The organism is Saccharibacter sp. 17.LH.SD (assembly GCF_009834805.1).
GTDB lineage: Bacteria > Pseudomonadota > Alphaproteobacteria > Acetobacterales > Acetobacteraceae > Saccharibacter.
On sequence record NZ_WVHO01000010.1, the window covers coordinates 340,187 to 361,401 of the forward strand.

At 47.7% G+C, this 21,215-nt stretch carries 18 protein-coding genes, 1 tRNA gene and 1 pseudogene; 11 read left to right on the forward strand and 9 right to left on the reverse strand.

From position 1 onward, the window contains the following. Positions 1-21: 21 nt before the first annotated feature. Positions 22-1,431 (reverse strand): glycosyltransferase family 39 protein, encoded by a 1,410-nt coding sequence (locus GS501_RS06170; protein WP_160830982.1) that lies wholly within the window; start codon positions 1,429-1,431, stop codon positions 22-24. A 5-nt stretch (positions 1,432-1,436) separates the two neighbouring features. Continuing rightward, complete coding sequence (locus GS501_RS06175; protein WP_160830983.1) at positions 1,437-1,901, reverse strand: Lrp/AsnC family transcriptional regulator; 465 nt, start codon at positions 1,899-1,901, stop codon at positions 1,437-1,439. Positions 1,902-2,090: 189 nt separating this feature from the next. Here GS501_RS06175 and trxB point away from each other — a divergent pair, with 189 nt between their 5' ends. Beyond that, complete coding sequence (gene trxB, locus GS501_RS06180; RefSeq protein ID WP_160830984.1) at positions 2,091-3,062, forward strand: thioredoxin-disulfide reductase; 972 nt, start codon at positions 2,091-2,093, stop codon at positions 3,060-3,062. A 163-nt stretch (positions 3,063-3,225) separates the two neighbouring features. Further along, positions 3,226-4,170, forward strand: coding sequence for a LysR family transcriptional regulator (locus tag GS501_RS06185; RefSeq protein WP_160831113.1), 945 nt, complete (start codon positions 3,226-3,228; stop codon positions 4,168-4,170). On the opposite strand, the gene GS501_RS06190 is transcribed toward GS501_RS06185, so the two are convergent. Continuing rightward, positions 4,100-4,438, reverse strand: a complete 339-nt coding sequence (locus tag GS501_RS06190) for an HU family DNA-binding protein (protein ID WP_160830985.1) — start codon at positions 4,436-4,438, stop codon at positions 4,100-4,102. The two genes, GS501_RS06185 and GS501_RS06190, sit on opposite strands and share 71 nt — an antisense overlap. Before the next feature lie 145 nt (positions 4,439-4,583). Next, positions 4,584-5,084: a MucR family transcriptional regulator gene (locus GS501_RS06195; RefSeq protein WP_160831114.1), complete on the reverse strand. Its 501-nt coding sequence runs from the start codon at positions 5,082-5,084 to the stop codon at positions 4,584-4,586. Between the two features lie 129 nt (positions 5,085-5,213). On the opposite strand from GS501_RS06195, the gene GS501_RS06200 reads away from it, so the two are divergent. From GS501_RS06200 to GS501_RS06210, 3 genes are all read left to right on the forward strand, one after another. After that, on the forward strand, positions 5,214-6,479 hold the full coding sequence (locus GS501_RS06200; protein ID WP_160830986.1) for a UdgX family uracil-DNA binding protein: 1,266 nt from the start codon (positions 5,214-5,216) through the stop codon (positions 6,477-6,479). A 47-nt stretch (positions 6,480-6,526) separates the two neighbouring features. Beyond that, positions 6,527-8,734, forward strand: a complete 2,208-nt coding sequence (locus GS501_RS06205) for an FUSC family protein (RefSeq protein ID WP_237442458.1) — start codon at positions 6,527-6,529, stop codon at positions 8,732-8,734. Between the two features lie 269 nt (positions 8,735-9,003). After that, a complete protein-coding gene (locus GS501_RS06210; protein ID WP_237442444.1) occupies positions 9,004-9,654 on the forward strand; it encodes an aspartyl/asparaginyl beta-hydroxylase domain-containing protein in 651 nt (216 codons plus the stop codon). Between the two features lie 653 nt (positions 9,655-10,307). On the opposite strand, the gene GS501_RS06215 is transcribed toward GS501_RS06210, so the two are convergent. From GS501_RS06215 to GS501_RS06230, 4 genes are all read right to left on the reverse strand, one after another. Beyond that, the gene (locus GS501_RS06215; protein WP_160830989.1) at positions 10,308-11,492 is read right to left on the reverse strand and encodes a hypothetical protein; all 1,185 of its coding nucleotides are present in this window, start codon (positions 11,490-11,492) and stop codon (positions 10,308-10,310) included. A gap of 19 nt (positions 11,493-11,511) precedes the next feature. After that, positions 11,512-12,843: a hypothetical protein gene (locus GS501_RS06220; protein WP_160830990.1), complete on the reverse strand. Its 1,332-nt coding sequence runs from the start codon at positions 12,841-12,843 to the stop codon at positions 11,512-11,514. Positions 12,844-12,855: 12 nt separating this feature from the next. Beyond that, positions 12,856-13,806 (reverse strand): OmpA family protein, encoded by a 951-nt coding sequence (locus GS501_RS06225; protein WP_237442445.1) that lies wholly within the window; start codon positions 13,804-13,806, stop codon positions 12,856-12,858. A 400-nt stretch (positions 13,807-14,206) separates the two neighbouring features. After that, positions 14,207-14,296 (reverse strand) — tRNA-Ser (locus GS501_RS06230). A gap of 342 nt (positions 14,297-14,638) precedes the next feature. Between GS501_RS06230 and rplU the strand changes: the two genes are divergently transcribed. The 4 genes from rplU (at position 14,639) to proB (ending at position 17,472) form a co-directional block, all read left to right on the forward strand. Next, complete coding sequence (gene rplU, locus GS501_RS06235) at positions 14,639-14,953, forward strand: 50S ribosomal protein L21 (RefSeq protein WP_160830992.1); 315 nt, start codon at positions 14,639-14,641, stop codon at positions 14,951-14,953. A gap of 29 nt (positions 14,954-14,982) precedes the next feature. Beyond that, on the forward strand, positions 14,983-15,249 hold the full coding sequence (gene rpmA / locus GS501_RS06240; RefSeq protein WP_160830993.1) for a 50S ribosomal protein L27: 267 nt from the start codon (positions 14,983-14,985) through the stop codon (positions 15,247-15,249). Positions 15,250-15,357: 108 nt separating this feature from the next. Next, a complete protein-coding gene (obgE, locus tag GS501_RS06245; protein ID WP_160830994.1) occupies positions 15,358-16,353 on the forward strand; it encodes a GTPase ObgE in 996 nt (331 codons plus the stop codon). Between the two features lie 9 nt (positions 16,354-16,362). After that, the gene (proB, locus tag GS501_RS06250) at positions 16,363-17,472 is read left to right on the forward strand and encodes a glutamate 5-kinase (RefSeq protein WP_160830995.1); all 1,110 of its coding nucleotides are present in this window, start codon (positions 16,363-16,365) and stop codon (positions 17,470-17,472) included. A 70-nt stretch (positions 17,473-17,542) separates the two neighbouring features. Here proB and GS501_RS06255 read toward each other — a convergent pair whose 3' ends face one another. Continuing rightward, the gene (locus GS501_RS06255; RefSeq protein ID WP_160830996.1) at positions 17,543-18,913 is read right to left on the reverse strand and encodes a Hint domain-containing protein; all 1,371 of its coding nucleotides are present in this window, start codon (positions 18,911-18,913) and stop codon (positions 17,543-17,545) included. A 493-nt stretch (positions 18,914-19,406) separates the two neighbouring features. On the opposite strand from GS501_RS06255, the gene GS501_RS06265 reads away from it, so the two are divergent. Together GS501_RS06265 and GS501_RS09960 are read left to right on the forward strand one after the other, a co-directional pair. Continuing rightward, entirely contained in the window at positions 19,407-20,348 is a 942-nt protein-coding gene (locus GS501_RS06265) for an aminoglycoside phosphotransferase family protein (protein ID WP_160830997.1), read from the forward strand. A gap of 191 nt (positions 20,349-20,539) precedes the next feature. Beyond that, a pseudogene (locus GS501_RS09960) lies at positions 20,540-21,030 on the forward strand (transposase); the annotation flags it as partial. Positions 21,031-21,215 lie beyond the last annotated feature (185 nt).

Below are 21,215 nucleotides of genomic sequence, written 5' to 3' on the forward strand. Positions count from 1 at the left end.
CTTGAGGCGGTTTTTTCGTCTCTATCTTTGTGTATCTGAAAGCACAGCACCAACGGCGTGGCATGTATAAATACGGTAAGCACGCACTTTCCGGCCATGCTCTGTCATACGCCAGATGATGAGACTCCCCTCTGTCGATTGCTTACGCTCTTCTTCAAGGCATAGCGCGGGCTGGGGAATAGTGAGCCTTGGTAATTTCTGCAAATAAACCCAGCGTTGATCTTCCCCAATAACACGGACAGTACTCTCTGACCGATGTAAGTGGAATGACAGAATAGACGCTAGTGCATAATCCTCAACAGCAATGATATGCGTAGAGTCCTTTTCAGCGAGGTGACGCACACCCTCCGCAAAAGAATCCCATCCTGCTGTTTGACGTAATATCGGGTCCCAATGAGCTGACAATGGCACAGGGCGCCAAGCGGCTTGCCCACAAATTGTCAGACTGAGCGCCGCGCCACTCGCAATAGCTGTTCGCCAGTAGAATCCTGACAAACCACCCGCAAGCGCAAAAACGGGATAAATAACACTCGGCCAATTTGCTTGGACCCTATCCCCGCAAGCATGCACAAGGAAAAGACAACAAGCGGGCAATGAAAGCCATAAGAGTAATGGGCTTTTCCTTCGGGCTTGCCACAACCCCACAACACCACACAGAAAAACGACTGGTGTTGCTAGACCAATTTGTCCCCCGATTAATTCTCCCAAAAACTGTCCGGCACGCTCAGGATGCCAATCCCCCGCACGCCCTCCTTGCTTCAGAAAACTCACCCAATGATGATGCGCATTCCACCACCATACTGGAAATGTCGCCCCCATAGCGATGACTAATCCAACCCAAGGACCAGGTTGACGCCACAGTCGACGCGAAGAGGTAAGAACAAAACCTGCAAGCCCTACGCCCAATAGAAAAGCCGTATATTTTGAATCCCCAGCGCAGCCCAGGGAAAGGCCTGTGCCCCCCCACCATAAAAGAGATTTTTTCTTAGGTTGTGCCGTTAAGGCTGCCGCAAAAGCCCATAGGCTCACAGCAACGAAAAACATAAGAGGTGTATCGGGGGTCGTAACAACCATGCCTAAACCGAACATGAGCGTTACATTTAACAAATAGACAGAACGTTCTGCGATGGACGTATCCTGAGGCCATAAACGCCGCGCAGCCCCATAAAGAGCTAAAGAAGCTCCTAAAGACGCTAAGACACCACAAAAACGGACACCAAAGGGAACGTCCCCAAATAAAACCGTACCCAACCGAATCCACAGAGCCACCATGAAGGGGTGATCCATGTAACTCGTTTGAAGATGCTGCGACCACATCCAATAATAAGCTTCATCAGGGGAAAGCGGTAAAAGCGCCGCTAAAACCAAACGAAACCCGACTAATCCCGCAAGCACATAGCCAAGAAGAGGCGCACCAATGACCCGCCTCATGAAAACTACAACGGAACTCCAGAACGCTGACAACTGGTCCTAATCGTCTGAAATGTCTGCACACGTACAACATTCATCACTTCGATAAGCTGACGCGTTAACCGGTTTTGATGGTCTGAATCACGCGCCACCAAACGGAGTAGAAAATCCTCCCCTCCGCGGATCATGTGGCATTCGCGTGTTTCTGGCCATGTACCGACTAAAGCCTCAAAGGCTTCCAAAACGCTTCCCTTTTGACTATCCAACCCCACTAAAACGAAAAAACTGATCGCCCACCCCAAAACTACAGCGTCAATATCCGCATGATAGCCCTGGATAACTCCAAGCTCTTCCAAACGACGCACGCGCCGTAAACAAGGTGGCGCTGAAATGCCCACACGCTTAGCCAATTCCACATTCGTCATACGGCCATCCTGCTGTAATTCAGCCAAAATACGACGATCTATGCTATCCAAGTCTGCAAGTATCATGGGATAATGAGGGACTTTCTCAATGAGCTAAGGAAGAAACTTTCAAGAAGATTTAAGCCTTATACGATTACCCTTGCTTCATGCAAAGAACCCTCCTTGTGGTTCATTCTCACTATCACCATCTTCCGCTCATAGAAGGGGCTCTCCCCGGCCCCTATTTCGCCTCATAACTCTATTATCGGGATCCCTATGTCAGAGACACATATTACAGATATACTCATTGTTGGTGCTGGACCTGCTGGTTATACCGCGGCCATCTATGCCGCACGCGCCGGTTTAGACCCGCTTCTCGTGACGGGAATGCAACCTGGCGGACAGCTTACCATTACAGATGAGATTGAAAATTTCCCCGGCTTTGCCAAACCCGTGCAGGGGCCGTGGCTTATGGAGCAAATGCGCCTCCAAGCAGAACATGTCGGGACGCGTTTTCAATTTGATTTAATTTCTAAAGCGTCTCTCAAAAATGGTCCTGATCACGAGGGTTATTTTCATCTGACAGGAGATTCGGGCGATGCTTACCGAGCCCGCACGGTCGTCATTGCAACAGGAGCGCAAGCAAAATGGCTCAATCTCCCATCAGAACAACATTACCAAGGCAGCGGTGTTTCAGCATGCGCAACCTGTGATGGCTTTTTCTATCGTGGAAAAGATGTCGCCGTTGTTGGCGGTGGGAATACCGCCGTAGAAGAGGCTTTGTACCTCACGCATCATGCCGATAACGTGCATCTCATTCATCGTAGAGATAGCTTAAAAGCAGAACGTATCCTTCAAAAACGCCTCCATGCACACCCAAAAATTAAAGTCCATTGGAACAGAGAAGTCCGTGAAATTCGTGGAGAAGGCACACCGAGCGTCGTAACAGGACTGGATCTACATGACCCACGTGATCCTGCTGTAAAGCAACATCTCCCCGTTGATGGTGTGTTTATTGCGATCGGCCATAGCCCTAACGTTGGACCATTTCGTCACGAAGTAGCCTGCGATGAAGAAGGTTATATCATAACCCCACCTGGTACGGCACGAACATCCGTTCCTGGCGTTTTTGCCGCTGGTGATATTCAAGACAAGATTTACCGACAGGCCGTCACAGCGGCTGGCACCGGTTGTATGGCCGCCTTAGAAGCGGAACGTTATCTAGCTGAACGTGTTCATGACAAATAATTCACATTAACTTTTCCGTTAGAATCGCATTATCGTAACAAAGCACACTTGACCCTGTGCGCCATTTCGGGGATTTTCGCCGTAATTTCGGATACATGGCGCATGGGACAAAATGAGCATTTCCAACCATGACTATGTTGAAAGGCTGCACGGGAACCAAAACATGGACTGGGATAAACTCCGTATCTTTCATACTGTTGCTGAAGCAGGTTCCTTTACTCACGCTGGTGATCGACTCAATCTCAGCCAGTCTGCTGTCTCTCGACAAATTTCAGCTCTTGAGGAAGTTCTAGGCGTTCCTCTCTTCCATCGCCATGCCAGAGGCCTCATCCTTACAGAACAAGGAGAGGTTCTCCATCACACAGCAAAAGAAGTCTTCTCAAAACTGGCTTTGACACAGGCCTTTTTGAGTGAAAACCGGGAAAAAGCAGCCGGGAAAATAACCGTTACGACAACGACAGGATTTGGCCTATCGTGGTTGGCGCCGCGTTTACATCGTTTTATGGAACGCCACCCTAACGTTAACGTCTCTCTTCTATTGGATGATTCCGACCTTGACCTCAGTATGAGAGAGGCTGACGTCGCAATCCGCCTGCACGCCCCCACTCAGCCAGATCTTATTCAGCGACATCTCGCCAGTTTCCACATGCCTATCTATGCGAGCCAAGGGTATCTGGAAAAACATGGGACACCAAAAACCCTCAAAGATCTCGCTAAACACAATATCATCGGCTTTGCGGGATGGCATCTCCCACTCCCTAACATCAACTGGTTGATTGACCGTCTCGTCAAAGAGAAGGTCATTCTTCATCCTAATATCAGCCTTTCGGTTAATAACGTAGCGGCTATTGGAATGGCGATCGCCACAGGAAATGGCATCGGTACCCTTCCCTTCTACACGGCATCGGCACACCCTAATCTCGTCAATATTCTCCCAGAAGTTCATAGCCCGCTTGCAGAAGCGTTTTTCGTTTATCCTGAGGAATTACGCAGCTCTAAAAGAATATCTGTCTTCCGTGATTTCTTGTTGGAAGAGCTCAATGCGGCTCGGACAGGGAAGGAAGTTCCGACACACAGTGCTGATTCATTCCATGGTTCCGGCGATTGACCCGCTCTTTTAGTTCTTTCCCCGCACGGAAGTAAGGAACATATTTCTCCCCTACTTTTACAGCCTCTCCCGTGCGCGGGTTCCTCCCCACATGTGCCGTGTGTTGGCGTGTGCCGAAACTCCCTAAACCACGCAACTCCACACGCTTTCCCTTACCGAGCTCTTGTGCCAGATGCTGGAAGATTGTGTGCACGGCAGCATCAACTTCGTGCTGCTGCCGATCAGTAAAAAGAGCACTTAACAAGGCAACGAATTCAGACCTCGTCATAAGCCACTTCCTTGAGATTGGGATTTATCAATCCCAATACTGCAACAATAACGCACAAAAAATCAAGCAATAGGACGCATAATCACCCAATAAAAAGACAATGATAACCAAATATTATTCATACTTATGAAACAAAAACTCTTTGTTAACTTTTTTCGTCCTGCCCATCTTCATCACTACGGCGTCCATCAGAAGCAGAACCAATATTGCGGCCTAACCCAATGTGACGCGCCAAAACAGACCGCCGCTCTGCATAATTAGGAGCCACTAAGGGGTAATCATCCGGCAAGCCCCATTTTTCGCGATATTGCTCTGGAGATAATCCATAATTGCTCTGGAGATGACGCTTCAGCATTTTGAGCTTCTTCCCATCCTCCAGACAGACAATATAATCTGGATAGACAGACTTCTTAATGGGCACCGCTGGTTGTGGACGCGCTGACGCCTCCCCATCACCCCGGCCACTTACCGACCCAGATTGACCCGCTAGCGCCATATATATGCTTCGAATTAAGCCTGGTAAGGCATCAATCTCGACAAAAGAGCCTGCAACTTTGGCTATCGTAATCTCTGTCGTCAATTTGAGCAGCTCTTCGTGTTCTCGTTCTCTGATGTTCGCTTGGTCATCAATAGTTGTATGGTCCATCATGAAATTACCTTCTCAAGTCACCACCATCGTTGTGATATAGGAATTGCTCCTTCCGATATGCAATAGCTCACGATAAATGTACTTTTATAATAGTATAATCCTTTTAATATGCAGGTAGTCATCATTATGACCCGAGTCTCTCTCGCAACGGAAAGTGATTTCATTGGATGGCGAGCATGGACACGTTCGTTATTACATCAGCATGTTCCTTCTCGTGAGATTGTTTGGAATATTCCAACTCAACCGCATTTTCATATTCCCGAGAAGCATACCCTTCCACAATCAGAAGCCTCATTAACACTCTCTCCTTATTTCAGAGATCTAATTTCGGCCATTTTCGTTTCCGGTCATCCACAACGCTTTTCTTTACTCTATGATTTACTAGAAAAACTTCGTGACCATCCCCAATTGCCAAAAGATGATCCTAGTCTCACACCATTAAAAACATTGGCTCTACAAACACGCCAAGAAGCGATGGCATTACGTCAAACATTACCGCCATCGCTTTACCCTGAAATGACTATCCATCGACTTCAAGTCCCAAGCTCTCTCCTCGATAGCCAAGCTCACGCTCTTCGTGCGCTCCGCCCCTGGCCTTGGCTCATTCAAACCCCAGGTCGCCTATATCTCTACGAAAATCATCAATTACGTTTTGGCCTATCCCCAGAAGACCCGGACATCATTAGTGACGACCAACAACTCCTCACCTATGCGCGTCAACACACAGTCCCAACCCATAATCACCCTTATTGGGACACCATTTTACCCCTCAAACTTCATCCACTACCACACCTTATTCAACGTGCCCCTTCTTTAGAGACGCTACGCGCCTATGCCGCGGACTGTACGTTATGTTCTCTATGCCAACATGCCTCCCGAACTGTTTTCGGTGAGGGAAATCCTTCATCCTCCCTCCTATTTGTTGGAGAGCAACCAGGAGACCAAGAGGACCGGCAAGGTCGTCCTTTTGTTGGGCCTGCAGGGCAATTATTTAATGACGCTCTACGCGAAGCGGGTGGCGAGCGGCATCATTACTGGGTGAGCAACGCCGTCAAACATTTTAGATTTACCCCCCGCAATGGACGCCGTATTCATCAAAAACCTGATACCCCACATATCCAGGCATGTTCTCCGTGGCTTGCAGCAGAGCGACGTCTGCTCCGACCAAAAGTAACTGTTATGCTTGGTGCAACAGGAGCAAGCGCTATTCTGGGGCGTACAGTGCGCGTCATGAGGGAACGTTCTCAGCTTTTCTCACTTCCCGATGGAAGTACAGGCTTGATCACTGTGCATCCTTCCTCCCTTTTGCGGCAACCTGACGAGAAACTTCGCCAACAAGAGATTAAAAAATTTATCTCAGATCTTAATTTGGCTCTCTCAGCTCTCGCCTAACGATCGAAAGAAGAGTAGGGTTCCCCAAAGTTATGACGGACCGTACCATGCAAACAAAAGCAGCCCCTGCTCCATCGCTCAGTGGGAAGAGACCCTTTCTTGCTTGGCTGTACGCTCCATCACCTGCAGCTTTCATCTTTGCACTTCGTACCACAGTTGCCGCATGCCTCGCATTAGGCATCGCCTTTTGGATGGAACTTGATAGTCCTGCCTGGTCCGCTATGACCGTATGGTCAGTCGCCCAGCTATCACGTGGGGAAAGTCTGTCTAAAGCACGTTGGCGTATTGTTGGAACATTCATCGGTGCCTGCGCAGCTATTAGTTTTATGGGAATTTGCCCGCAAGCGCCGTGGCTATTTTTCCCACTCATCGCGTTATGGATTGGTCTTTGCTGTGGGCTAGCCACTTTTGTGAGTAACTTCCGCTCTTATGCCATGGTTCTGGCTGGCTATACATGCACAATCATTTGTATGTCTGCAGCCCCCGATGGCAATCGCGTTTTCATGCTTGCTGTCTCGCGTGGCACTTACATTCTGCTTGGCGTTTTATGCGAGAGCTTTGTTGGTTTCCTCTTCGCCTTTAATCAAGAACGTGCCGCTCATCTACAGCTTCGCCGCAAATTAGAATCCGGCTTGCTTCTCGTATCGCAAACCCTCGCCAATATTCTCGGACGACGACACGAAGCTTTAACAGCCGCACGCAACCAATTTGATACAATCCTAAAAATTAATGACCAAATTGAATTTGCTGAGGTGGAAATGGGCGCCCATGGCCGCGAAGGAGATCATGCGCGCGCAGCCCTCTCCGCGGTTTCTGCTCTACTCTCTCGCGGTTTTGGAATGGCAACACGCCTTCAACTCCTGACGCATCATCATCCAGATTATCAAACAGCTTCTGACGAAATTGTCACTTTTCTTCATGATCTTCCCCAGAGGCTTTCTCAGGAAAACACGGTTCCAGACCTTCTAGCAGAGCTTCAACATCTTCGGGATATTTGCCGACAATATGCTGCTCCGCACCGCCTTCAACAAGTAACAGACATCAATAAACCTTCCCAACTTACCCCTGAAGAAGTGGATGATGTTACGGCGCGCGAGGAGGCTTATATCACCCGCTCAGAGCTTGATGAGCGTATTCTCTTCGTCTCATTGGGTGAATTGCTGGGGGATTTAGAACAAGCGATCTCGGAATACCAAGCCAGTACTCATTCCATTCGTGGTGACCATTTCACCTTCAGGCGACGTGCTCATCGTGATACGCGCCTTGCTATCAATAATGGTATTCGCGGCATTTTAGCCGTTCTCATTGCTGCACTCATTTATGAAATTACAGCATGGCCCCAAGGTTTCGCCTTTGTTGAATTCACGTCCTTGGTCTGCGCTCTCTATGCAACACAAGAAAATCCCGTCTTAGGAACGACCAACTTTCTAAAGGGAACGCTTGCTTCCGTAGGCGTTGCTTGGGTTCTTGTCTTTATACTCATTCCCATGATCAAAACGTACGAACCTCTCGTGATTGTTCTTGGAGGTGCTATGATGCTTGGCGGGCTCGCCAGAGCAAACCCTTCAACAGCTGGTGGGGCTTCTGCCTATGGGCTTTTAATGCCAGCAATGCTCGGCTTACAAAACCATCATGTCATGAATGAGATGACCTTTTATAATAACAACTTGGCCATTGTTTTAGGCACGACGTTGAGCGTCATGGTGTTCCGCAGTATCCTGCCCTTTAACAGCCGCGATGAACGTTTTCGTCTCCGCCGTCTCATGCTTAAGGAGCTTCGCTCTCTGGCGAGCCCCAGCCATGTTCCACAAATAAGCGCTTGGATTGGCCATAGCACGGATCGTTTTGCTCGAATTCTACGCCATTCAGGCCCTGAAAAAACACCCGCTGTCGAAGCCGCCATTCAAGGCACTCTAGCCACTCTAACACTTGGTTTGAACATTATTCGGCTTCGGTCTGTTATGGATCGAGAATACTTACCCGAGAGCGCACGTCGCCCTATCGTACTTGTCCTACAATATATTGAAATGTCCACCCATCGTCATGGTCGCGCCGCACGCGTCTCTCGCGCGGCCATACGCCGCCTCCGTGTTATTGATACACAAGAAGAAGATATCATCACACGCCTAGAGATTACACGCGCCATAACATATCTAGTTGTTATTGCGTACACTTTAGAAACCAATGAAAACTTCCTTGATGAAAAGAAGCTCTTTACGGGAGAAAAACACCATCCTCCCCTCAAAGCAGCATAGAAACTTTGTAAGTGACTTTTCAATGTGCTGATCGCTGAGAAACATGATTCATATCATCCCGCACCAATCCCTGAATCATTCTACAAAATGATCCTTGACATGATTTACAAAAAAGAAAAGATTAAAAAATTCTTCACATCATGAGGATATTTTGAAGTATGCTCTCTTCACTGAAAAAAATTGCTTCAAATATATCCAGCGGTGACCCAAAGAAAAAAACGATTTATCACAGAACAAAAAAAATAAGAGACGCGCTTGATCGATACATTATGAAGCATTCTTTTATACAGGATCAGGCTATTTTTGACCCATCGATACTACCATGGACACGGTTACTCCAAAATAATTGGACATTAATTCGTGAAGAAGCACTTAATATCAGAGCGGAAGATATTCCTTCTCTAGGTGAAATCTCACCTGACCACGGACGAATTGCCGCAGACCGACGCTGGAAATCTTTTTTCCTTGAAGGCTATGGATATAAACGCGAAGAAAATCGACAACGCGCTCCCATGACCTCATCGCTCATTGATCAAATCCCTGACGTCTGTACCGCTAGTTTTTCCGTCATAGAGCCAGGTGGCCACATCCCACGCCATCGAGGTATGACGAAGGGAATGCTCAATTGCCACTTGTCATTAAAAACACCACAAGACAGAGATAATTGCTGGATACAGCTCGAAGAAGGCTCTCACCTCCATAAACTCCCATGGAAAGAAGGTGACATTCTTCTCTTCGATGACACGTATAATCATGAGGTTTGGAATAATACAAACGAGGAACGATATATTCTCTTTGTGCAAGTGATGCGCCCTTGTCGTCCTCCCGCATCATGGCTCTTAAAAACCTTTTTCTTTGGCGTACGTCATTCTCGTTTTGTGCAAGATATTCGTCGAAATTTAGATAAGAGGAATGCTTAGCGCGGAGGCACGCCCGCACATATCGACCGAATACGTATAATCTAACACGTTAGCTTCAATATGCTTCCGTAATACAGCTTATACTGTCTCTCAAAAACGCATGGCGAGCCGTATATGCACCACTAACAAGAAATCATAGAGCACAAACCCTAAGTCAGCTTTAGACCAAACTTCTATGGATTCTTCACTTATTTCCACCACAACGCAGACCAATTAGATTAGGCTCCTCAGCCATCAAAGGCGTATAAGAACCAAAACTCCCCGTTGACGGCTTTTCCCATGCAACAGTTTGACCAACAGCCTTGTCACGCTTTCCCTGGAGAGCAAGCTGGGCCTGACGTCAATCTTGTTTATCCATTCGATTGGTCAGTAATCATTCCCTCCCAGCAGCCCGACAAAAACGCCAGCACTAGCGCCGATAGCTGCACCACCGGCGGCAACTTCCTAATACACCAATCAAGCCACCAGAAAGTGTTTTAGGACCAAAGCATGACATACATTCTGAACTTGTTCCTCAGGTGAATGATAATGCCGGTCCGTACAGCCTAGGGACGTAATGATAAGGGGAATACCCACGACATAAACAAAAGCCGTGGATAAACCATCAAATCATCCCGGTAAAAACGTTGGCAGCAACGACTCTCGGTAACAATTTAGTCTTCTTTGGTCAGCTCTGCCGTCACTGGCAAATTGATGCCAGAACCTGGAACACCAATAGTCCCATGAAGGACCTCAATCCCACCGCTGAGACTTGAACCTTCATTAGAACGCTTCAGAAGCAGATTCTCCGATTTGCTATCTGTAACAAGGGGCCCCGCAGTTGTAGCCGAAAGCTCACATTGCTTCGTCTCAACAATGCAGCGCCAATAACCATTAAGCAGGACGGAGTGCAGCCGCGTAATGCCAATCCAACTATCAACGAGGCGGCCATCATGATCCATAAGAATAGACATCCGACCATGAAGGTCATGGCCTGCATCTTTAAGTGTCACTTCATAGGCCACACCACCCTCAGGCACAGCATTCGGCACATTCAGATCGAACCCCATACCGGCAACATTCGCCCCCATTGAGGCAAAACCTGCTCTCCAAAATTTGCGAATGTTATCGCCCGTTTGCCCATCATCCTTAATAAAGGAGCCCACACCAAATGCATAAAAAATGCTCCGATGAAGGCTCACCCCGAGGTCACTCCCAACATCAACCTTATTGGGAACGCTCTTATAAACGGACCCAAGCTCACTATTTTCTGCCATGTCAGAATAGAGAATAGCGCGAATGGTGCCATGCTCGTTGGAATAGCGAGCACCGTCAGAGGCCAAAGATCGAATAACGGATTTCTTTGGTGGATTGCTCAAATTAATGGCAACATCTTCAGCTGGACGCGCACCTGTTTTGTATATCACGGTCACAGCGGCCCCAAAGTCTCTCATAAAAAAGCCTTTTTGCTCTTTAAGAGCAGACATTGGATCTCCAGAGAAAAAATGATGTTCGTTAGCCATGTTTGCGGCTTGCTGCTGTGTCACTCCTGGCCAACAGCCACTCCAGATTTCTTTGCTCTGCCCATTTGCTGGAGATAACTCTACGACAGTTGTGCGCTCTCCTGGCATGAGTGTTTGTTGAAGTTTCTGCTGGATCGTTCTCGCCCATTCAACTTTGCCACGAACAATATCCATGTCATCAACATAAACAACAGTCTGCCTAGGAGCATCCAACTTGCAATAAGAGGCATCTAAAGTTGTTCCAGTGCCGAACATTCCTTCAGCATGAGCACTTTGTGCAAAAAGAAATGACAACACAGCCAAGGCCGCACCGGAGAAAAGATTTCTAGTCATCATGAAGTCCCTTAGAGGTAAGTTAAGCAACTGGAGCCGGTTTTACAGTCATTCGATAATAATCGGTGGGTGATACCGGACGCGTTGCCGTTCCCTGTACCAAGTAGAGTTTAGCCTTACCGTTATTCACAGCATTTAAAAGAACATCTTTGTACGTGGCCACATTCGCATCCGTCACAGCCTTGATTTCTGCTTCGATCGCTTGCTGGTAGATAGCCACTTGGCGGAGCATATTGAGTTGCGGCTTAACGGCCTTGGAACGCGTTTCAGCGGCGCGCTCTTTCTCTTCTATTTCCTTATCTGCTGTCGCTACAACGTGCTGGCGACGCGCTTTCATGACAGCCTGCATCTTCTCCCATGCCTTACGGTGTATATGATATTGCTTCGTGATGTCCATATAATCTGGATCACTATCATGACCGACATAGGAGATAATAACGCCGACCATCCAAGCCCCTAAATTGGCAATAAGGCTGATAAAGACATCGCGCGCCGGGTTGACTTGCACCACGCCAACATTACCTAAAATACTGTCTCCTCCGCCCTGATTGTGCATGGCCTCTAGGGCAGCCGCCCAACGGGCCCATCCCGTAAAACACAAGACAATGGCGAGAGCAGCTGAAGACAGAGCAAACATGCGCCAACTTCCCGCTCGTTCCCCAGGGGATTTAGAGGGCGCAAATCGGTAGGACCATTGTTTGAAAAGCTCACCATGTTGGTGAGCTGCCAACGCCAACAAAACACCAAGAATAATCGTCGTGCCTAACGCCACAGCTGGAACGCCCCAGAAGGCATTAAAGGCATGGTAGTTCACAAAACATTCCGTTAACAAAACAAGTGCCAACACAACCCAATATATTTTCTTTTTAGCAAACATCTGGGCGTCACGGTTAGAATGCTTGTTACGGAAGTCATCATAACGGTTTTTGGAACGACTATAATTTTCGTCTACATTGATAAATCTTGGGTCCTGCGTAAGCTCTAATTCAATCCCTTTAAGTTGCTGATCACGCTTGGCTTTAATCTTGTTCACTTGCTGGCGGAGATCATCAATGGCGGTAATATCCGCCATATAAGGTTGCATCGCCGTTTCGAAGCGACTTTTAAGATGACGCCATTCCGCTCTGACCTCTTGCTCGGGCTCAATAATCGTGAGACGCATGCCACTTGTGATGCCATTCTCATCAATATTGATATGACCAAAAGCAATTTCTTCCTCAGCTTGGCTGCGGAGAGTGTCAATTGAGGCAGAGACGGCACGCGCACGCCCCAGCGTGAACCCCATAGCATCTCGGAAGGCCTGATTGAGATCAACTGGGCCGTCCTTATTGTCGGTTTCGTTTGATACAGACATTCTGTTCTTCCATTAATAGATGATATTGGACGCGCCCAGCTTTTGGAGTTTTACCCCGCTAACAGGTGCAAGATGAACGGATGGGACAGGCGCCTTTGAAACAGAATGGACAGGTTCCGCCTGCGTCATCGCTGCACGATTACCCTCTAGGCCATTCGCCCCAACGAACGTTTGAGAGGTCGGACTAAGTTTTAATGTCCCCATAGGGGCCAGACTTGTCTCACCATCTTTCACACCACTGGCCCCAGAAGTTGGTTTCTCGCCGTAGACCATGGCGTAATCCATGGTTGAAGCATTATCGGAAGGAGGTGTCACCGCATGAGCATCATCTACGTTAGTGAGTCGAAGATAATTTTCTGTTACTGGTACCTGCTGAACAACCGCCAAATTTGCCGACATTGCAGGTGACACAAGAAACTCAACGCGTCGGTTCAATGCCCGCCCCTCTGGAGTATCATTAGGCGCAATAGGCTGTCGTTTACCAATGGCAACTTCCGTTAATTGACTTGCTGGAACACCACGCGCTACCAAAGCATCCATCACAGCCTGCGCCCGCCGGCGCGATAAATCAATATTGTAAGCATCGTCACCAACGGCATCCGTATGCCCGAGTACCGTTAGAGCTGCATCAGGCACATCATGCTTCATATTGTCTGCAATAATGTCCAAAATGCGTGATGATGTCGGTAATGGCGTTGCGCTATCGAAAGAAAAAAATGCTTTCTCCGGAAACACTACCCGGACAACGGGCACAGGGCCCTGTATGGAAGCCACAGAGCCACCAGGTAACAGCATCTCCGTTACGGTTGGGCTCGTCACGTTATTTTCGGCCGCAAGCCGACGAAAACGAGCAACGCGATCTTGCTGCTCTGTCTGCACCATCTGGCCCTGTGTGACCAACACCGAACCAGATGATGACACCCCATTATACGGCTTTACACATGCTGTCAGAAAAACTGTCAAACAGCCCGTTAAAGCAATATACCGCAAGCATTGCACTTTACGAGTTTCTCCACAGACTGCAAAACGCAGTCAATTCATGCCATAATTTTTCTGCCACAACAATACACTACCGTTTTATTACAAGGCGCAATGATATAGTATGTAATGAATTGTCGTTCATTTCGTTATAACCTACAAACACTCAGAAGCGAATAAACCTCTTTCAGAGTACGCTTAAGCCCTGCTTAACCCACGGCTTCTACAAGAGAAGTTACACTACACACACCTTAGTGACCAAATTTTTTAGTAATTATGGAGGTTGGCCAAAAGCTCTCATCCTCGAAGAATATGCAGAACGGCCTAACTGAAAGCACCCTCGGCATCCAACGAGTCGACTGTCGCCTAATTCTCGATAAGTTCATGGCGGAGAGAGTGGGATTCGAACCCACGGTACGCTTGCACGCACAACGGTTTTCGAGACCGCCCCAATCGACCACTCTGGCACCTCTCCCGAAGAGCTTAATCTGCCAGCTATGAGAGCTACTGCAGAAAAGCCTGCGTCGATAAAGCGGCTTATGGACAGGTTTTATTGTTATTGCAAGAGGCTAAACGAAAATTACTCTCATAACCGACCATCATCACCTCCCCCTTCTTATCCGAAAAAATGGCAGAAAAACTTACGTGCGATGGTTTTTAGTTGACGACAATCCCATAAAATCGGTAGAGAGACGGCGTTCTCTTTTGTTCCCCGCTGCGGCTGCGAGCAGGAGAGCCAACGACAAAAAGCGAGCGGGCCTTTGTAGCATTCTAGTTCCAAGGCCTAGGCTACGACAGAATTGATAGAGAGTTTTGCATGTTTGCAGTCATCCGCACAGGCGGGAAGCAGTATCGCGTCGCTAAAGACACCATCCTCAAGGTCGAGAAGCTGGACACGGAAGCCGGCCAGACTGTTACCTTCTCCGACGTTCTTATGGTCGGTGGTGAGCAAGGTGTAACGGTTGGGGCTCCAACCGTTAATGGCGCGAGCGTAACCGCTGAGGTTGTTGCTCAAGATCGTCTGCCAAAGGTGATCATCTTCAAGAAGCGTCGTCGCCAGAACAGCCGTCGTAAAAATGGTCACCGTCAGCATGTTACTGTGCTGCGCGTCACCGGAATCAACGCTTCCTAATCTGATTATCCTTTTAAGGAGACCTCGTCATGGCACAAAAAAAAGCAGGCGGTTCCAGCCGTAACGGACGCGACAGTGAAGGTCGCCGTCTTGGTGTAAAGAAATTTGGTGGTCAAAGCGTTGTCGCTGGGAACATCATCATCCGTCAGCGTGGCACAAAGGTCTGCGCTGGTGAGAATGTTGGTATGGGCCGTGACCACACCCTCTTCTCCCTTGTTGATGGCCATGTGCGCTTCCAGCGTCGTGCCAATGGGAAAGTGCATGTTTCTGTCGCTCTAGCAGAAGCAGCAGAATAAACATCCTTCTGCTCACTTTGGGCATAAGGTAGAATTGAAGGGCCGTCTCCTCTATGGAGTCGGCCCTTTCTCTTGCTAGATAGTTCTCTTTTCTGTAGCGACATAATTATGAAATTTCTTGATCAAGCAAAAATCTATGTTCGGTCCGGTGATGGTGGTGACGGTGTTGTCGCTTTCCGTCGTGAAAAATATATCGAATTTGGTGGCCCTGATGGTGGGGATGGTGGCCGCGGCGGGCATATCTATTTCCGTGCCGTCAGTAGCCTCAACACGCTTATTGATTTCCGCTACACACAGCATTTTCGTGCGCGCAAAGGGGGCAATGGCGCCGGGTCTAACCGCACAGGCGCTGGTGCCGACGATATTATTATTGATGTCCCCATCGGCACACAGATCCTTGATGATGACCGTGAGACGTTGCTAGCGGATTTGGATGAAGAAGGGAAAACCATCCTCCTCTGCCGTGGCGGTGATGGTGGACTTGGAAACTCCCATTATAAAAGCAGTACCAATCGCGCCCCTCGGCGCGCTGATAAGGGCTATCCTGGGGAAGAACGCTGGGTATGGCTCCGCCTAAAACTCATTGCCGATGTCGGGCTCGTTGGGCTCCCCAATGCGGGTAAATCCACACTCCTTTCTGTTGCATCACGTGCACGCCCTAAAATTGCGGACTACCCCTTCACAACTCTACACCCTCAACTCGGTGTAGTACGTCTTAATGCGGTTGAAGAATTTGTCATTGCAGACATCCCTGGCCTTATTGAAGGTGCCAGCGAGGGCACAGGATTAGGGGATCGTTTTCTTGGGCATGTTGAGCGTTGCGCTTTACTCATTCATCTTGTTGATGGCACAGATGAAAAACTTGTCGAGAACTGGAAACTCATCCGCAAAGAACTTCACGCTTATGACCCTATTCTCGCGGCAAAGCCTGAAGTGCTTGTCATGAATAAATGTGATTCTTTGCTCCCTGAAGAAATTGAGGAGCGCAAAGAAGCTCTTGAACAAGCATCTGACCAAAAAGTGCATCTTCTCTCAGGGGTGACACATGAAGGGCTCCCTGAATTGCTGAGGTTTGTGCAAGATAGGGTTACCGAAAACCGTTAGAGAGTCGTCATGAATTTCCTTGCAGAAAAGAAACGTCTTGTCATTAAAATAGGCAGTGCCCTTTTGGTAGATCCATCAAAAGGAGCGGTTCGCCAAGAATGGCTTGAAACACTCTGTGAGGACATTCATGCAGCTCACCGCGCGGGCCAAGAAATTATCATCGTTTCTTCAGGCGCGGTCGCCCTCGCACGACATCAGATGGGCCCTCATCGCTCACGCCTTAAATTAGGTGAAAAGCAAGCTCTCGCCAGTATTGGGCAAATTGGTATCGCTCACGCCTGGCAGCAAGCTTTCAAACGCCACAACCTAACGATTGGTCAGCTTCTCCTCACCCCAGAAGATACAGAGGACCGTCAACGCCATCTCAATGCACGCAGAACACTAGAATCTATCCTGCGCTTAAGAGCACTTCCCGTCATCAATGAAAATGATGTGATCGCTACTGAAGCATTACGCTTTGGTGATAATGACCGTCTTGCGGCGCGCATTACTCAAATGATCGGCGCCGACACGCTTATTCTCTTTTCAGATATTGATGGTCTTTATACGGCTGATCCGCGCACTACTCCGACAGCAACGCACATCCCCCGCGTTCAAGAGCTTACTGATGAGATTATGTCCCTCGGTGGCGATGCGCCTCCAGGGGATTCATCAGGAGGGATGCGCACTAAACTCCTCGCCGCACAAATCACTACACGCGCTGGGAGCGATATGATCATTACGCGTGGAGATCGACCTCATCCTCTCGCCGCTTTACAATCAGGCGCTCTCCATACGCATTTCCTCGCACATGATGAAGTTGGCTCCGCCCGTAAACGATGGATTGCCAGCACCCTTCACCCTGAAGGCACCATAACGCTGGATGCTGGAGCCGTGGATGCCCTACATAAAGGAGCCTCGCTCTTATCCGTCGGCATTACTGATATCGAAGGTGATTTTGACGATGGTGCCGTTGTGACACTTTCAACGCCTTCCCACAAAATTTTAGGACGAGGCCTTACCGATCACAGTGCTGATGATATTCGCCTTATGCTGATCTCCCAGGCAACAGAGCATCATAGCCAAGAGCACCACAACAGCACCGTGATCATTCATCGCAATAACTTGTCGCTCGACTAAACCACCTAATCACGATAGTGCATGCCACCGCACCTTACTTCGTGAGGCATATAGAGAAGGCCGCCCTCAATCACGCATAAGGGCCGCCAGCACAGATCTGGAAAGCGAGGATACCTCCCTCACCATGAGGCTCTGGAAGAGGCAAAACAGCCTTTCCTGTCATCCAACGGTAACGACCTTCCTCTAGCACAGACCAACCGTAGAGCCTTTCCCTTTTGAGATGAATATCGACCTCATCAACAATGTCCGGCTTGAAATACTTGATCTCTCCAATCAAGAGACCAAGATCTCGGCGGTCATCCACAAACGGCCCTATAACATCGGACGGACGACTAGCCTTTGAGAAAAGCTCTACAAACTTCACACCATCGGGGATAGAGAACACTCTATACGCACCCGTATATCGTGCTTCACGTATAATGTCCCCTTTATTAGTCACAAGGAAAAAATTAGGATCCTCTGAAGGTTCTCTTGTTCCATTTTGTAAGAATGGAAAACCTAATTGCTTCGCACGTTCGATTAATTGACCATGAAGCGCTTCAACATCATGTCGCTCCGTGCATAAGGGCGCTGCCATACCCGTTTCGTTTGCCTCTTGCGCCCCTTTCCCACGATGTATTCCCTTACTGTGCTTAAAATGATCTCTATTTCCCGTATCCAGATAACTTTCTGTAAACATTCCATCAGATAACAAAATAGAATGTTTTTCTGTTTCTATATGGTAATAATCATACTCCGTAAATGATATGTCAAAATAAATTGATGCGCCGTTCACGAGCATACGAGCCGGAATTAAGGTTCCATTGTGGAAAACACAATGTTCCGGCGTCACAAGTAAATCTTTAAATGGAACACCTTCACTAAGTGCATTTTTGAGAATTCTTATAGGATAACCCGCTAAATCCAGCGGCCAATGTGCATGAACAATTTTATGTCCCTGGCCCATCCAAATGATCTTTTCGGTGGATTGCACACTATTCTTGTAATCATACGATACCACTAAATCGCCTACTTCCAGTTCATCTATCTTCTTATGACCACGTGGCGTATCAATGAGTGTTCCACCTAAAAAGCACGGATCGAACATAAACGGTGTATCCCCACCGCTATTAATCTGCCCTCCTGTAGCCGTCCCTCCATCATCTTGTGAGAAGATATATGAATTCCCATCTGACGCCACTTTAGTCCATTGATTTTGTGAAAAATCTGGACTGTAGCTATACGAATAACTTCCCTGCAATTCATCCGGATATTGCGCAACAACATAATAACCCCCTGCCCCATTTCCAATAATAAATTCATTTAAAACTTTATTTCCCCACGAAAAATCATAATTATAATCTATAATACTGCCGTCAGGTGCTTTTAATGAAATATGGCTCCCATTAAACGTCATTGTAACATCAGTGTAGATTGCTGAGAGATCACCTTCCGAATCCAAACTCGCTATAGACAGCCTATACGTTCCATTAGGAACTACCGGTCTGGGCGCCATATTCCGTCCTCATAGTAGTGATATCTGATCGCGTAAAACATCATATTAGTAATGAAATATCTCTTATTTTGTTTAAAAAAATTAATTTATTTTTGGTAAATTTATTGTGAGAAAATATAATTGAGTATTAACATTATTTACATATTATAAATATCCGCATTCTGGGCTCTGTTAGAGTTTGAGATAATCAACTGAAGCAGCAATGTAGAGCACGGATATGAAACAAGCGAAAGCTCAAAGGAAACCGAAAATACAGCCACACCGCATGCGCTATCAACTCACGTGGAAATCGATGTCGTTTGTAACTTACTGCGGGCTTGTTCATACTCACCGTCTGACACGCAAAAGTTACCGTAACATCACCATCTAACGTGCTTATAAATTTCGGCTCTTATTAGAACGAATGTGAAAAGTGATACCTTGCAATGAATAGTCTCATATGATTCGAAGTATCAACGGTCATACATTTATCAACGTCACCCAGATACATAAAGGCTGGTCAGGTGATAAGAAGTACTACGTAGAAAACGCCGAGGGACAAAGGTATTTACTTCGCACCTCCGACATCTCCGAATATGAGAAAAAAAGGTCTGAGTTTGGGATGATGCGGAAGTTTTCTGAAGCTGGAATCAAGATATCGCTTCCTATGGAATTTGGCGTTTCTGATGATCGTAAGACCGTCTATCAGCTCTTGTCCTGGATCGAAGGTAAAGAGGCCTTGGAGGTGCTGGAAACCTTGCCTGAAGATAAGCAATATGCTTACGGCAAGAAGGCCGCAGCAATGCTCAAAGAAATGGAAAATGTCGACCGAGCCCCGGCATCAAATACATGGTGCTTAACCTATAAGAAAAAAATTGAAGCTTACGTAAAAGCTTATCAAAATTGCAGCGTTTCCTTTGAAGAATCAGATAGGCTCATTTCATATTTACGAGAAAATGTTAGTCGTATCGGCGAGCGGCCAACGAGCTTGATGCATGAGGATTTCCAAACAGATAATATGATGATTTCCCCAAACGGGGAGTTGTATGCCGTAGATTTCCAGATGTGTGGCCATATCGATCCTTACCTTGCCATGATGTCAGTAGGGTATACAGCAAGGTCCAGTGTGGCGTTCGCCATGGGGCAGATGGATGGATATTTCGGGAACGAAGTGCCTGGTAGTTACTGGAAGTTGGTTGCGTTTTACGAACTCGCGCAAGTTTTCCATGCCTATCCCGTAGGTATAGGTCTTGGCGGTGACGAAGCGGATGAAGTGCGACATATATTCGACGGCGTCGCAGAGCGTTTGGATTTCGACAAGGCCAGCATACCGGATTGGTACGCGGACAATAGAGCCCGATTCAAGGGGGATGCGTGTCACGGTTTTGTTCAGGATCGTTAATATTGGTACTATTGCACTGTTTTAGATGAGTTGAATGCAACTAGATTTTTGTGAATTCAGGCTATGAGTTTGGTCGCCGTTTTCCATTGGGAAAAATCCCGGGAATGGAAGATATGTGAAGCTGTCACATTAACTCCAGCGTGTTAGACGACGCGATGAGTAAGACGTATGTGAGTTACAAACGACATCAATTTCCACGTGAGTTAATAGCGCATGCGGTGTGGCTGTATTTTCGGTTTCCTTTAAGCTTTCGCTTGATTGAAGAAATGCTGCTCGAACGTGGGCTTGTCGTGTCGTATGAGACAATCCGCCGTTGGAGCCTTAAATTTGGTGCAGATTATGCCAAACGTCTACGGCGCAAAAGCCCTACACCGAGTGATGTGTGGCATTTAGACTCAAATCCTACAGGGCTGCGAGGCGTAAGCTTCGTCTGTTTCTTCGACGCCTTTCCCACAACGGGCTAAATAATCGCGCGGAAAAAGTCAGTTACCTCTGCGAAAACGGGAACGGATGATGCAGAAATTCCGCTCTCCTGGAGGCTGTCAGCGCTTTGTCTCCGTCTTCTCTACCGTCCGCAACCTCTTCGTTCCTCCTGCCTCCAATGACAACGCTCTTTCCCGATACATCTTCCGTGTTCAAGCATTTTCCCCAATGGAAAAGCGCGACCTCTCTGGATATCTAAATCCACTCAAAGTGAGCTACATTCAAATCACTTCAGTTAACATGACATCACCAGCCTTAGATATGGTTTGTTTTGATGAAACTGTCATACATGCCCACCAAAAAGCAGCCGGGGCTGCCAAAAAAGGAGCAACAGAGAGCGATCAGGAACCTGTCAGGGTCTTGGCCGCTCACATGGTGGCTTCT

Bases quoted from the DNA above. Each gene is read 5' to 3' on its own strand.
- GS501_RS06170 (WP_160830982.1), bottom strand. From the start codon at position 1,431: ATGAGGCGGGTCATTGGTGCGCCTCTTCTTGGCTATGTGCTTGCGGGA.
- GS501_RS06175 (WP_160830983.1), bottom strand. From the start codon at position 1,901: ATGATACTTGCAGACTTGGATAGCATAGATCGTCGTATTTTGGCTGAA.
- trxB (WP_160830984.1), top strand. From the start codon at position 2,091: ATGTCAGAGACACATATTACAGATATACTCATTGTTGGTGCTGGACCT.
- GS501_RS06185 (WP_160831113.1), top strand. From the start codon at position 3,226: ATGGACTGGGATAAACTCCGTATCTTTCATACTGTTGCTGAAGCAGGT.
- GS501_RS06190 (WP_160830985.1), bottom strand. From the start codon at position 4,438: ATGACGAGGTCTGAATTCGTTGCCTTGTTAAGTGCTCTTTTTACTGAT.
- GS501_RS06195 (WP_160831114.1), bottom strand. From the start codon at position 5,084: ATGGACCATACAACTATTGATGACCAAGCGAACATCAGAGAACGAGAA.
- GS501_RS06200 (WP_160830986.1), top strand. From the start codon at position 5,214: ATGACCCGAGTCTCTCTCGCAACGGAAAGTGATTTCATTGGATGGCGA.
- GS501_RS06205 (WP_237442458.1), top strand. From the start codon at position 6,527: ATGCAAACAAAAGCAGCCCCTGCTCCATCGCTCAGTGGGAAGAGACCC.
- GS501_RS06210 (WP_237442444.1), top strand. From the start codon at position 9,004: ATGAAGCATTCTTTTATACAGGATCAGGCTATTTTTGACCCATCGATA.
- GS501_RS06215 (WP_160830989.1), bottom strand. From the start codon at position 11,492: ATGATGACTAGAAATCTTTTCTCCGGTGCGGCCTTGGCTGTGTTGTCA.
- GS501_RS06220 (WP_160830990.1), bottom strand. From the start codon at position 12,843: ATGTCTGTATCAAACGAAACCGACAATAAGGACGGCCCAGTTGATCTC.
- rplU (WP_160830992.1), top strand. From the start codon at position 14,639: ATGTTTGCAGTCATCCGCACAGGCGGGAAGCAGTATCGCGTCGCTAAA.
- rpmA (WP_160830993.1), top strand. From the start codon at position 14,983: ATGGCACAAAAAAAAGCAGGCGGTTCCAGCCGTAACGGACGCGACAGT.
- obgE (WP_160830994.1), top strand. From the start codon at position 15,358: ATGAAATTTCTTGATCAAGCAAAAATCTATGTTCGGTCCGGTGATGGT.
- proB (WP_160830995.1), top strand. From the start codon at position 16,363: ATGAATTTCCTTGCAGAAAAGAAACGTCTTGTCATTAAAATAGGCAGT.
- GS501_RS06265 (WP_160830997.1), top strand. From the start codon at position 19,407: ATGATTCGAAGTATCAACGGTCATACATTTATCAACGTCACCCAGATA.